The 12,794-nt window shown below is 74.2% G+C and carries 9 protein-coding genes; 3 read left to right on the forward strand and 6 right to left on the reverse strand.

Annotated elements, in window-relative coordinates; genetic code table 11:
- Window positions 1-9: 9 nt before the first annotated feature.
- Window positions 10-825 (reverse strand): SAM-dependent methyltransferase, encoded by an 816-nt coding sequence (locus tag ABZX40_RS18985; RefSeq protein ID WP_355739876.1) that lies wholly within the window; start codon window positions 823-825, stop codon window positions 10-12.
- A 382-nt stretch (window positions 826-1,207) separates the two neighbouring features.
- Between ABZX40_RS18985 and ABZX40_RS18990 the strand changes: the two genes are divergently transcribed.
- A complete protein-coding gene (locus ABZX40_RS18990) occupies window positions 1,208-2,848 on the forward strand; it encodes a carboxylesterase family protein (protein ID WP_355739874.1) in 1,641 nt (546 codons plus the stop codon).
- Here ABZX40_RS18990 and mmuM read toward each other — a convergent pair.
- On the reverse strand, window positions 2,832-3,764 hold the full coding sequence (gene mmuM, locus ABZX40_RS18995) for a homocysteine S-methyltransferase (RefSeq protein ID WP_355739871.1): 933 nt from the start codon (window positions 3,762-3,764) through the stop codon (window positions 2,832-2,834). The genes ABZX40_RS18990 and mmuM overlap by 17 nt on opposite strands.
- A gap of 278 nt (window positions 3,765-4,042) precedes the next feature.
- Between mmuM and ABZX40_RS19000 the strand changes: the two genes are divergently transcribed.
- Window positions 4,043-5,770 (forward strand): PHP domain-containing protein, encoded by a 1,728-nt coding sequence (locus tag ABZX40_RS19000; RefSeq protein ID WP_355739868.1) that lies wholly within the window; start codon window positions 4,043-4,045, stop codon window positions 5,768-5,770.
- A 5-nt stretch (window positions 5,771-5,775) separates the two neighbouring features.
- Window positions 5,776-6,291 (forward strand): hypothetical protein, encoded by a 516-nt coding sequence (locus tag ABZX40_RS19005; protein ID WP_355740090.1) that lies wholly within the window; start codon window positions 5,776-5,778, stop codon window positions 6,289-6,291.
- A gap of 9 nt (window positions 6,292-6,300) precedes the next feature.
- On the opposite strand, the gene ABZX40_RS19010 is transcribed toward ABZX40_RS19005, so the two are convergent.
- The 4 genes from ABZX40_RS19010 to ABZX40_RS19025 form a co-directional block, all read right to left on the reverse strand.
- A complete protein-coding gene (locus ABZX40_RS19010) occupies window positions 6,301-7,119 on the reverse strand; it encodes a helix-turn-helix transcriptional regulator (protein ID WP_355739865.1) in 819 nt (272 codons plus the stop codon).
- Between the two features lie 243 nt (window positions 7,120-7,362).
- A complete protein-coding gene (locus tag ABZX40_RS19015; RefSeq protein ID WP_355739862.1) occupies window positions 7,363-10,242 on the reverse strand; it encodes a glycoside hydrolase family 2 TIM barrel-domain containing protein in 2,880 nt (959 codons plus the stop codon).
- A gap of 412 nt (window positions 10,243-10,654) precedes the next feature.
- Window positions 10,655-11,914: an FAD-binding protein gene (locus ABZX40_RS19020; RefSeq protein ID WP_355739860.1), complete on the reverse strand. Its 1,260-nt coding sequence runs from the start codon at window positions 11,912-11,914 to the stop codon at window positions 10,655-10,657.
- A gap of 236 nt (window positions 11,915-12,150) precedes the next feature.
- A complete protein-coding gene (locus ABZX40_RS19025; RefSeq protein WP_355739857.1) occupies window positions 12,151-12,681 on the reverse strand; it encodes a TetR/AcrR family transcriptional regulator in 531 nt (176 codons plus the stop codon).
- Window positions 12,682-12,794 lie beyond the last annotated feature (113 nt).

A 12,794-nucleotide genomic window follows, 5' to 3' on the forward strand; every position in this document is an offset into this window, starting at 1 on the left:
GACCCCGTATCAGGACTTGCGCCCCACCGCCCCGTACGCGTCCACGGCCACGTCCGACGCCTCGCCGTCCGGGCGCCAGCGGGTCACCTGCGCCACGCCCGGCTCCACCAGTTCCAGACCGTCGAAGAACCCGCCGATCTCCTCCACGCTCCGCACGTAGTACGGCACCGCGCCGCTCGCGTTGTAGGCGTCGGAGGCGGCGATCATGCCCTCGCTGGTCGAGGTGGAGTCGCTGATCACCAGATAGCTGCCCGAGGGCAGTCCGGCCATCAGCCGCCGCACCAGGGTGCGCGCCTGCTCGTACTCCGCGACATGCCCCAGCGTGTTGAGGATGATCAGGGCGATCGGCTGGGCGAAGTCCAGGGTGCCTGCGGCGGTCTCCAGCACCGCGTCCGGGTCGTAGAGGTCGGCGTCCAGATACGCGGTCCTGCCCTCGGGGGTGCTGGTGAGCAGGGCGTTGGCGTGGGTGAGGACGATCGGGTCGTTGTCGACGTAGACGATCCGGGAGTCGGGCGCGACCCGCTGGGCCACCTCATGGGTGTTGTCGGCGGTCGGCAGCCCGGTGCCGATGTCCAGGAACTGCCGGACGCCCTGCTCCACGGCCAGATACCGCACGGCCCGGCCCAGGAACTGGCGGCTGCTCACCGCGACATCGACGAGACCCGGGAAGATCTCCTTGATCTGGTCCCCGATCTCCCGGTCGACCTCGTAGTTGTCCTTGCCCCCGACGAAGTAGTTCCAGAAACGGGCGGAGTGCGGCTTGGTGGTGTCGATCCGAGCGCGAATCTCCGCAGACGCGACGATCTGGGGGTTGGACTCCGACACGGCAGTGCCTCCTGCGGACGATATGGGCTGATCAGGGCAGCAACAAGGTAGGCGAACCCCGGACCGGCGCCACGGCGGGGGTGACCTTGTGCCGCGTGCGCACAGTGAGGTTCTGGCCAACCTTCGAGGGGTGGCCAGTACACGATGCCATGACCAGGCCGGGGAAGCACAGCCTTCCGGGAATCGAAGGTGATCAAGCGGTATGACCTGCGAATGAATTGATGCACGGCGATATCGCCCGGGGGAGCACAAGCACTGCTGGCACGCGTCACCCGATCAGTCCCGGCCAACCCCCGCTGCGCCGGAATAGACGCCCGGAGTGTGGTGCTCTGATCTGAACCGGAACTCCATGCCGTGCGGTCGCGGAAGGACTGGTGGGCGGATGACGACAACAGAGCGGGCGGACCCCACACATCCGGCGGCCGGGCCACGGCCCGTCGCGGCCACCCCCCACGGCCGGGTCCGGGGCCGCTGGGAGAACGGTGTCGCCGTGTTCCGGGGCATCCCCTACGCCGCCCCGCCCTTCGGCCCGCTCCGCTTCCGCCCGCCCGTGCCGCCCACGCCCTGGGACGGCGTCCGCGACGCCGGAGCCTTCGGCCCGACCCCGCCGAAACCCCCGTACTCCGACGCCTTCGCCCAGTACCTCTCCGACCCGGTGATCCCCGGCGACGACTGCCTCAACCTCAACGTCTGGACCCCCGAGCCCGGCCCCGGTGCCCGCCTCCCGGTCCTGGTCTGGCTCCATGGCGGCGCCCTGACCAGGGGTTCCTCCGCCGTCCCGGTCTACGACGGCGGCCCCTTCGCCCGCGACGGCGTGGTCCTGGTCTCGATCAACTACCGGCTGGGCGTCGAAGGCTACGGACTGTTCCCCGACGCCCCCGCCAACGCCGGACTGCGCGACCAGATCGCCGCCCTGACCTGGGTGCACGAGTCCATCGAGGCATTCGGCGGCGACCCGGCGCGGATCACCCTGTTCGGCCAGTCGGCGGGCGCCATCAGCATCGGCGCGCTCCTCGCCGCCCCGCAGACCCAGGGGCTGGTGCACCGGGCGATCCTCCAGAGCGGGGCACCCGAGGCCGCCGACCGCGACAAGGTACGGCGGATGGTGCGCCGGATGGCCGGGCGGCTGAGGATCCCGGCCACCGCCGCCGCCTTCGCCGCCGCCGACCGCGAACAGCTGCTGCGCACCCAGGCCGAGGTCGGCCGCCTCAGCAGCCCCGTCCTGGGCGGCCCGGCGTTCGGGATCGTCGTGGACGGCGATGTCGTCCCCCGGGACCCGCTTCAGGCCCTCACCGAGGGCGGCGCGGCCCCCGGCGTCGACCTGATGTCGGGCTGGACCCGCGACGAGTACCGGCTCTGGCTGGTCCCCGGCGGTCTGCTGGAGCGCGTCGACCGCCTCGGCCCGGTCGCCCTGGCCGGTGCCATGGCCCGCTGCCGCTGCGGCCACGAGGTACCGCGCGGCTACCGCACCCTGCGCCCCGAGGCCGGTACCGCCGAGATCGTCGGCCAGCTCGTCACCGACCACCTCCTGCGCATCCCCCTGCACCAACTGGCCGACGCCCGCCCCACCACCTCGTACCTCTACGAGTTCGCCTGGCCGTCCCTGGTCCCCGACCTCGGCGCCTGCCACGCCCTGGAACTCGGGTTCGTCTTCGACACCGGCGAGGTCCCCGAGTCCGCCAAACTGGCGGGCGCCGGAGCGCCCCGGTCGCTGGCCGACGAGATGCACCGCGCCTGGGTCCGCTTCGCCACCGACGGCGACCCCGGCTGGCCGCACTGGGACGCCACCCACCCCGTCCACCTCTTCGGCGACGGCCCCTCCCACACCGTCAAGGGCCCCCGCGACGCCGAACTCTCCCTCTGGTCCACGGCACCCCCACCCGCCCCCGCGCCCCCCGCCCCACCGGCCGACCTCCCGGCCCGGATGACCGAACTGCGCTCCGTGGTCCGCCGTCTGCGCCTGCCGGGCAGCGTGAATCGCACCGACACCACGGACACCACGGACACTATGGGGAGCGCCTAGCCGGTCCCGGCCCCAGCACCTCCGCCACCTCCCCGATCACCCCCGGCCCCACCCGGCAGCACCCCCCGATCAGCCGCGCCCCCGCGTCCCGCCACTCCCGCATCCGCCCCGCGTCGAACGTGACCCGCCCGTCCCAGCCCCCGGCGCCCCACGACTCCCCGCTGTTGGGATAGGCGACGACCGGCTTGCCGGTCACCCGTGCCGCCACGGCCACCGCCCCGGCGACCTCCCCCGGCGCACAGCAGTTCACCCCCACGGCGATCACCTGATCCACCCCCGCCGCCACCCCGAACGCCTCCTCCAGCGACTGCCCGGCCCGGGTGCGCCCCCCGTCCACGGTGTACGACAGCCACACCGGCACCCCCGTCCCGCGCACCGCCCGCAGCAGCGCCACCGCCTCATCGGCGTCCGGCACCGTCTCCAGCGCCAGCACATCCGGCCCCGCCCCGGCCAGCGCCTCCACCCGGGGCCGGTGGAACCGCTCCAGCTCGGCCACGCTCAGCCCGTACCGCCCCCGGTACTCGGACCCGTCCGCCAGCATCGCCCCGTACGGCCCCACGGAACCGGCCACCCACAGCGGACGCGCCGCCCCCGCCCGCCGGGCCGCCTCCCGGGCCAGAGCCACGCTCGACGCGATCAGCTCACCGGCCCGAGCCCGCCCCACCCCGCGCCGCGCGAACCCCTCGAAGGTCGCCTGGTAACTGGCCGTGATCGCCACCTCGGCCCCGGCCGCGAAGTACGCCCGGTGCGCGGCCACGATCGCCTCCGGCGCCTCCTGGAGCAGCCGCGCCGACCAGAGCGCGTCCCCCAGGCCGTACCCGGCCGCCTCCAACTGGTTCGACAGCCCGCCGTCGAGGACGAGCGTCCGGGCGGCGAGAGCGGCGGCGAGCGAGGGGCGACCGGGTACGGAACTCATGCTCCGACGCTAACGCTCCCGCCCGGCCCGGCGAAGTACGCAGGTCAGTGGCAGTTGCACATGATGTGCAGAGCCTCAGGTCGCATCTAACCGGTCCAAAGCGGAACTCCCGTCGGCGGACTGTGAGCGCTCACGAGAGCGGCCGTGCGGGGGTCGCCCGGTGCTCATCCGATGGTCGTGAAGAGTTCATGTGCCCCCTCGATTCTCCTCACGCGGCGCACCAGCACCGCGAACGGCAGCCGCCGCGCAGAACGGCGGCGGCAACAGGAGGCGCACTCATGGGGCACAGCCACGGACCCGGCCACCATCACCACCACCCGCACGACCACGGCGACGACCACGGTCATGGCCGGACGCACGAACAGGGCGCCCTGCCCGCCGCGTTCGACACCTCCGTGCCGGACAGCGAGCTGAGCCCCGCCCAGCGCTCCCGCCGTTCGCTGCTGCGCCGCGCCGGACTGCTCGGCGCCGGACTGGCCGCCGGAAGTGTGCTCGCCCCGGGCACCGCCGCCGCGGCCACCGCGCAGCCGGTGTCGGCCGCCGGTCGCAGGAACGGCTTCCTCTGGCTGGCCGGTGACCACCACATCCACACCCAGTACTCCAGCGACGGCAAGTACCGGGTCGTCGACCAGGTCCGCCAGGGCGCCAAGCACGGTATGGACTGGCTGGTCATCACCGACCACGGCTCCACCACCCACGCCAGGATCGGCGTGGAGAAGGTCAACCCCGACATCAGGCAGGCCCGCTCCGCCTACGAGGACACCCTGGTCTTCCAGGGCCTGGAGTGGAACATCCCGGCCGCCGAGCACGGCACCGTCTTCGTCCACCCCGGCCGGAACGAGGTGTCCGTCCTCAAGCAGTTCGAGAACGACTACGACGGCAGCGTCAGGGGCGCCACCGGCAACACCCCCGCCAACGAGGCCCTCGCCATCGCCGGGATCGCCTTCCTCTCCGAGCAGGTCGAGAAGCGCAAGGTGCAGGACGCGCTGATGCTCGCCAACCACCCGGCGCGGCGCGGTGTCGACTCCCCGCACGAGATCCGCGGCTGGCGCGACGCCAGCCCCGCCGGTCACCAGATCGCCGTCGGCTTCGAGGGCGCCCCCGGCCACCAGGCCGCCGGTCTGCCCGCCCCGCTCGGCCCCGGCCGCGCCCGCGGCATCTACGACAACAACCCCGGCGCCGACTCCTTCGCCGGGTACCCGCCGGAGAGCTACCGCACCTGGGGCGGCTTCGACTGGATGACCGCCACCGTCGGCGGCCTCTGGGACAGCCTGATCGCCGAGGGCAAGCCCTGGTGGATCACCGCCAACTCCGACTCCCACCAGATCTACGCCGACACCGCGGGCCGCGGCGGCGGCGACTTCGCCGCCAACGGCCGCTACGACGACCCCGTCTACCACGGCCGGATCGACATCTCCCAGGGCGACTACTGGCCCGGCCACTACAGCCGCACCCACGTCGGCTCCGACGGCTTCTCCTACGCCGCCGTCATGGACGGCATCCGCGCCGGCCGGATCTGGGTCGACCACGGCCAGCTGATCAGCGCCCTGGACGTCCGGGTCTCGGGCGGCAGCCGCTGGGCCACCCTGGGCGGCGCCCTGCACACCAAGAAGGGCACCCGCGTCACCCTCTCCGTCGAGGTCGCCCTCGCCGGCGGCGCCAACTGGGCCGGGTTCACCCCGTCGCTGGCCCGCGTCGACGTCATCCAGGGCGATGTCACCGGCACGGCCCAGGACAAGGACACCTTCACCGCCCCGTCCGCCCGGGTCGTCAAGTCGTACGAGGTCGACAAGTCCACCGGCACGGTCCGGCTCTCCTACGACCTGGGCAAGGTCGACCGCCCGGTCTACGTCCGGCTGCGCGGCACCGACGGCAGGCGCACCGCCGTCGGCCCGAACGGCGCCGCCGTCGACCCGAACGGGCCGGTGCTGGACGTCGTCGGCGACGCCGACCCGTGGACGGACCTGTGGTTCTACTCCAACCCGGTGTGGGTCCTGCCCTCGTGACGCCGGTGACCCGCCACCTCCTCACCGTCGACCCGGGCGTCAGGGACCTCGCCGACGCCGACCATCTGCTCCGGGACCTCGCCGCCCGACTCGCCCTCCCCGAGGACGCGTTCGGCTGCACCCACCTGGTCCGGGACGACGGCCCGCCACGCGTCGCCCTCTCCTTCGCCCTGGCGTCGGAGGCGGCCAGGGACACCGCCCGCGACCGGCTCGCCGCCCACGGCCACCGGGCCGTCGACGGCGCCCCCGACGACCGGGGCAGGGCGGTCCTCTACCCGGGCGCCACGGCCCTCACCGGCACGCTCACCGTCGCGGAACTCCTCTCCGGCTCCGCGATCGACGCCGTGACCGTCCTCGGCACCCCGGACGCACCCGCCCCGGACACCCGGCTCGACACCCGGGGCCATGTGCGCCCGCAGTGGCAGGACGGGCGGCTGGTGCTCATCGCCCAGCCGGCCGCGGGCGGGGTCCTGGTGCCGTTCGAGCACCCGGACCCCACCCCCTGCTGCGCCGACCACTGAGGACCCGCCTCACCGCTCGGCCAGCCCGCGCAGCACGGCCGCCTCGGGACTGCCCGGGGCGGCCGTGTACACCAGCAGACTCAGCTCCGGCTCCTGCGGAAACCGCGTGATCTCGTACGCCAGGGTCAGCGGGCCCGCCTCCGGATGCACCAGCCGCTTGTGCCCGGACGACTTGACCCGCACCGCGTGCCGCTCCCAGTGGTGGCGGAACTCCGGCGACCCGGCGACGAGTTCGGCGATCAGCCGCCGCAGCTCCCGGTCCCGGGGATGCAGCCCGGCGGCGATCCGCAGATGCCCCACCGCCTCCTTCGCGATGAAGTCCCGGTCCGGGTAGCGGGCGCCGATCTCCTCGTCCAGCAGATGCAGCCGGGCCAGATTGCGCCTCGCGGCCGGCAGCGCCGCGAACTGGGTGATCAGCGCGCACACCGGCCGGTTCCAGGCGACGACGTCCATCCGGTGCCCCATCACCAGCGCCGGGGCCGCGATCCAGTCCAGCAACTGCTGGATGCCCGCCCGTGTCTTGCGCTCCCCGGGCGGACCGGCGGTACGGTCCGGGCGGGCCAGCCGGGTCAGATGGTCCCGCTCGTCCGGCTCCAGCCGCAGCGCCTCGGCGACCGCGCCGAGCACGGCGTCCGAGACACCCCGGTTGCGGCCCTGCTCCAGCCGGACGTAGTAGTCGACGCTCACCCCGGCCAGATGCGCCACCTCCTCCCGCCGCAGCCCCGGCACCCGACGCGGCCCCGACCCGGACGCGAACCCCACGTCCTCCGGCCGTATCCGGCCCCGCCGCGACCGCAGAAACTCACCCAGCTCCCGTGCCTCCGCCATACGTTCATTGTCCCCACCGCCCTGGGTGGGTCTGCCGGACCCAGGGACAGAGCAGGCCTGGGACCACGCCCCGCCCCGGGTCACCATGAGCACAGGCGGGCGACCGGCACCGACGGGAGGCGCGGGAACACGCCGCGGCGATCGGTACGCGGCGGCCCACCGCCGAGCGCGGGCGTCCCCGGGGTCCGGTCCGGTACCTCCCTCACGGGGGTGGGGAGATACCGGCTCGCGGGACGTCCGCGCTCAGCCCGCCCCCGTGAACACGAACGCGAACTCCGCCGGTTGTGCCGTCAGTACATACGGCGGCAGGACGCCCGGTCCGCAGGACTGGGAGCCGATGCCCTGCTGGCCGTGGTCCAGGTTGACCCAGACCGTGCCGCCGGGCACCAGGTCGCTCGGATGCTCCGCCGCGTCGAGCTGCTCCGTGGTCCAGCGGCGGGCGGTGAACCAGAACTCCGGGTCGCCCTCGATCCGCAGCCCGCCCAGCTCCGCCCGGCGCACCCCGGGCCGGGCCCCGTTCTCCTGCGGGCGGACGTACGGCGTCTGGAGCGCGTCGACCGTCGACCGGAACAGCCCGGTGCGGCAGGCGGCCCGGGTGTCCGGGTAGCCCTCGCCGGGGCCGCCGCCGTACCAGGTCACCCGGTCCGCCGCCGTCAGCCCGAAGCGCACCCCGAGCCGGGGCAGCGGGATGGTCCAGTCGCCCTCGGGGGTCACGGAGACCGCCAGTCGCAGCCGGGTGCCGTCGCCGGTCCAGCGGTAGACCGCGCGCAGGCCCTCCTCCCGTCCGGCGGCTGCCACCCGGGTGCGTACCGTCAGCGCGTCCGGGCCGGGGTCGACGCCGTCCAGCCGGTGCCGCAGTCGGTTGAGGCCCAGTCGGCGCCAGAGCGGGCCGAGGCGGGGGTCGGGCTGCCAGGCGGCCCCGTCGTCGTTGTCGGTGGGCGCCCGCCACACATCCAGCCGCAGCCCGCTCACCGGCACCTCACCGACCGCCAGCAGCGCGCCCGTCGCCGCGTCGAAGACCCCCGGGCCGAGCGTGATCCGGCCCTCCCGAGGTGACTCCACCGGGCGGACGCCCGCCGCCACCGACGGCACCCGGCGGGCCACGGCGGGCAGTTGCACCCACGCCACCTCGTGACCGCGCTCCGCCCAGCCGGTGTCCCGGGCCAGCACCGCCCGCAGCGTCCACAGGGCCTCGCCGTCATGCCCGTCCGGCGGCTGCGGCAGCTTCAGCTCGGCCGACTCGCCCGCCGCCAGCGGCCCCACCGTGAGGGTCCCCTCGGCGGCGACCAGCCCCTCCACCTCGTACGCCCATTCGAAGGCCAGGGCTGACAGATCCGCGAAGTCCTGCCGGTTCGTCACCCGGACCGTGCCGCCGGCGCCGGTGCCGTCGCCCTCGATCCGGACCGGCTCGATGACCTTCTTCAGCTCCAGCAGCCCGGGGGAGGGGGTGCGGTCCGGGAACAGCAGCCCGTCGCAGACGAAGTTCCCGTCGTGCACCTCCTCCCCGAAGTCCCCGCCGTAGGCGAACCCGTACCGGGCGTCCTCGATCCCATGGTCGATCCACTCCCAGACGAAGCCGCCCTGGAGCCGGTCGTGGGTCTCGAACAGCCGCTGGTACTCGGCCAGTCCGCCCGGCCCGTTGCCCATCGCGTGGGCGTACTCGCACAGGATGAACGGCAGCCTCCGGCGCCTGCGGGGGCCGCCGTCCAGGCCGCGGCCGATCCGTTCGGTCTCGGCGTGCGGTAGGTACATCCGGGAGTACAGATCGGTGTCGCGGCAGTCGTGGTCGCCCTCGTAGTGCAGCAGCCGGGAGGAGTCCCGCGCGCGGATCCAGCGGGCCATCGCGGTCAGCCCGCGCCCGGTGCCCGCCTCGTTGCCCAGCGACCAGACGATCACCGACGGATGGTTCTTGTCCCGCTCCACCATCCGCGCCGCCCGGTCCAGCAGCGCCGGGCGCCAGCGGTCGTCGTCGACCGGGTTGTCCCGCCAGTCCTGCGCGGTGAAGCCATGGGTCTCCAGATCGCATTCGTCGATCACCCACAGCCCGTACTCGTCGCACAGGTCCAGGAACGCCGGGTGCGGCGGATAGTGCGCGGTGCGGACCGCGTTGATGTTGTGCCGCTTCATCAGCAGCACGTCCTCGCGCAGGGTCTCCACGTCCAGCGCCCGGCCCGTGCGGGGGTGCCACTCGTGCCGGTTGACGCCCTTGAGGAGGACGGGCCGCCCGTTCACCTTGAGCAGCCCGTCCGCGAGGGCCACGGTCCGGAACCCGACCCGCAGGGCCACCCGTTCGCCCGCGGTGGCCAGGACGGCGTCGTACAGCCGGGGCGTCTCCGCCGTCCAGGGCGCCACCGCCGCCCTCCCGCTCTCCCCGGTCGCCAGGTCCAGGCCCAGCTCCGGGACGGTGACCCGGCCGGGCACCTCGGAGTCGACCCGCAGGGTGCCCTCGCCGGTGGCGTGGTCGTAGCCGGCGTGCACGAAGAAGTCCCGGACCGCGCCCGGCGGCCGGTGCAGCAGCGTCACGTCCCGGAAGATCCCGGGCAGCCACCACTGGTCCTGGTCCTCCAGATACGACCCCGACGACCACTGGTGGACCCGTACGGCCAGCACATTGCCGGACGGCTTCAGCAGCGCGCCCACCGCGAACTCGTGCGGCAGCCGCGAGCCCTTGAACTCGCCCAGCGCGGTGCCGTTGAGCCAGACCCGGGCGCAGGACTCCACCCCGTCGAACCGCAGCACCGCGTCACCGCCGGCCGGCCAGTCGCCGGGCAGGTCGAAGAGGCGCAGATGGTCGCCGGTGGGGTTCTCGGTGGGCACGCGGGGCGGGTCGACCGGGAAGGGGTAGATGTGGTTGGTGTAGATCGGGGCGCCGTACGCGCCGCCGCCCTGGAGCACCCAGTGGCCCGGCACCTCGATCCCGGCCCAGTCCCCGGCGTCGAACCCGGGCCGGGCGAAGGACGCGTCGGCGCCGCCCGCGCCGGGGGACAACCGGAAGCGCCAGGTGCCGCCGAGGGAGAGCGCCGCCGCGTCGGAGGACCTGGCCCGCGCCCGGGGCGGCAGCGTCCCGCTCCCGGGCGAGACATCCTCGACATAGGCGGGGGCGGTGGTGGGACGGAAGGACATGGTCTCTCTCCTCACGAGGTCCGGAGGCTTCCCCCTGGGCATCCCAGGAAGCCCCCGCCGATCCGGGGACGCACGCCGTACGACGCGACACGGTCACCGCAACGGCTCACCGGCGGCGCGTGTCACCGGGCCCACCGGTCGGGACACGGGCGTAGGGCCCCACGCCGGTCGGCCGTCTCGGCGCGCTCCCTCCAGCGTGCCCGTCGGCCCGCCCTCCAGCGCGAGGGAGTGCCGCAGGCGCCCGGCGAGCGGCGCCCGCGGCGGGACCGCCCGCCGGTCCCGGTTGGCGGCGCGGGCGACCGTTCCGGATCTCCGCCGCGCCGAGCAGTTTCAGGCCGGTCAGGCGCCGGGCGGCCGGGCAAGGGGTGCGGAACGGAGGTGGGGAAAGTCCCGCCCGGTGTGTGACCTGCCGTCAGGAGACCGGCCCCAGGAAGCCGTCCACGAAGTCATTGGTGAAGGTGCCGTCCGGGTCCAGGGCCCGCCGCAGCGCCTGGAAGTCGGCCAGCCGCGGATACCGGCCCCGCACCACCTCCCCCGGCATCGCGAACACCTTCCCCCAGTGCGGCCGGGCCGCGAAACCGTCGAGCGCGGTCTCGACCCGCCGCACCACGGGCAGCACGGCCGCCGTGTCCGCGATCCAGGTGAAGTGCAGGGCGACGGTGTCCCGGCCGTGGCTCGGGCTCAGCCACTGCCTGTCGGCGGCGACCGTGCGCACCTCGCAGGTCTGGGTGACCGGCGCCAGTTCGGACCGCAGCGCGTCGAGGACGCCCAGGGCGTCCAGGGCGTGGGCGCGGGGCAGCAGATACTCGGACTGGAGCTCGTCCCCGCTGCTCGGCGTGAACTCGGCCCGGAAATGCGGCAGCCGCTCGTGCCACGGGCCGGGCACCCCGCCCTGCTCCGTGCAGTTGACGGCGGGCATCCCCGGCACCGGATGCAGCGGCCCGGTCGCGGGCGTCCCCCAGCCGATCTCCGGCAGCGGCTCATCGGTGCGCCGCTTGACCCACAGTTGCCGGAACCCCGGCGCCCGCCAGTCGGTGAACAGACTGACGCTGTACGCCGCCGTCATCACCGCCTCGAAGTCCAGCCCGGTCAGCGGCAGCTCGGTGAACAGCCACTGCTCCACCTCGAAGGCGGGCACCAGGTCCAGGGTGAGCGCGGTGACCACCCCGAGGGTGCCCAGCGCGGTGACGGCTCCGCCGAACCGGGGGTCGTCCCGGCCGATCCGCACCGCCGTACCGTCCGCCGTGAGCAGCTCGACCTCCCGTACGGCGTCGGAGAGGGGCCCGTTGCCCGCCCCCGAGCCATGGGTGCCGGTGGCCACGGAACCGGCCACGGAGATATGCGGCAGCGAGGCCAGATTGGGCAGGGCGAGGCCCCGGGCGTGCACCGCGCGGGCCAGCTCGGCGTAGCGGACGCCGCCGCAGGCCCGTACGGTCCGGGCCGTCGTGTCGATGTCGAGGGCGGGCGGCAGGGCGTCCAGGGAGAGCAGCACCCCGCCGGGGCCCGGGTCGGCGGCGGTGTTGAAGGAGTGCCCGCTGCCCAGCACCCGGACCCGGGCGGCGGAGGCCACCACGTCCTGCAGCGCCTCCGGGGTGGCGGGGCGGGCGACCTCGGCGGCGCGGTAGGTGATGTTTCCGGCCCAATTGGTGATGGATGCGGTGTTTCCCGGCATATCGCTGCCCTCCCCGGCGGATGTGTCGGGATCATCACATCACCCGGGTCCATCAGCGGCTCGCGGGGCGCACCGCCGCCCCCCGTAGCCGGGTCCCTCACCGCACCGCCAACCCCGCGCTGACCAGTCCCCTCACCGCACCGCCCCCCGGCGCTAACCAGTCCCCTCACAGCACCGCCGTCCCCCCGTAGCCACTCCCCTCACCCCACCGCCACCCCCCCCGCCAACCACTCCCCTCACCCCACCCCCAACCCCGCCATCACCAGATCCGTCAGCCGCCGCAGCCTCCGCTGCTGCACCTCCGGGCCGCCCTCCGACCGGGCGATCCCGGCCGTGGCGGCGAGCAGCGCGGCGGCGGTCTCCACCGGCTCGGGGGTGTCGGCGAGCAGTTGCGCCAGCAGATAGACGAGCCGGTCGTCGGCCGGGGTCAGCCCCATCGCCGTGGCCTGCGCGACCAGCTCCCGCGGGAACCCGGCGCCGGTCGGGCCGGTCGCCCCGGACGAGTCCAGCTTCACGCGGAGCACCCCGTGGACCCGGTCGGCGAGCGGGCCCTCGGTGTCGCGGGCGCGCTCGGCCGCGGCGACGATCCGGCCGGTGACGCTCTCGGCGACGGCCGCGAAGACATCGTGCTTGTTGCGGAAGTACTGGTAGAGCGCGGGACGCGACACCCCGGCGGCCTGCGCCACCAGGTCCATCGAGGTGTGGGCGAAGCCATGGCGGGCGAAGACGGCGACGGCCGCCGCCGCGATGTCGTCCCGTTTGCTCATACGGACGACTCTGACGAAAACTGTCAGGAGCGTCAACGCTCCGGTGGACCCGGCTGCCCGCCCGTCGGGGCCGGGGGCATACCGTGAGGAGTGGAACACCGCCGCAGGGAGGA

The sequence above is a fragment of the Streptomyces sp. NPDC004610 genome (genome assembly GCF_040609715.1).
In the GTDB taxonomy this organism is placed as follows: domain Bacteria; phylum Actinomycetota; class Actinomycetes; order Streptomycetales; family Streptomycetaceae; genus Streptomyces.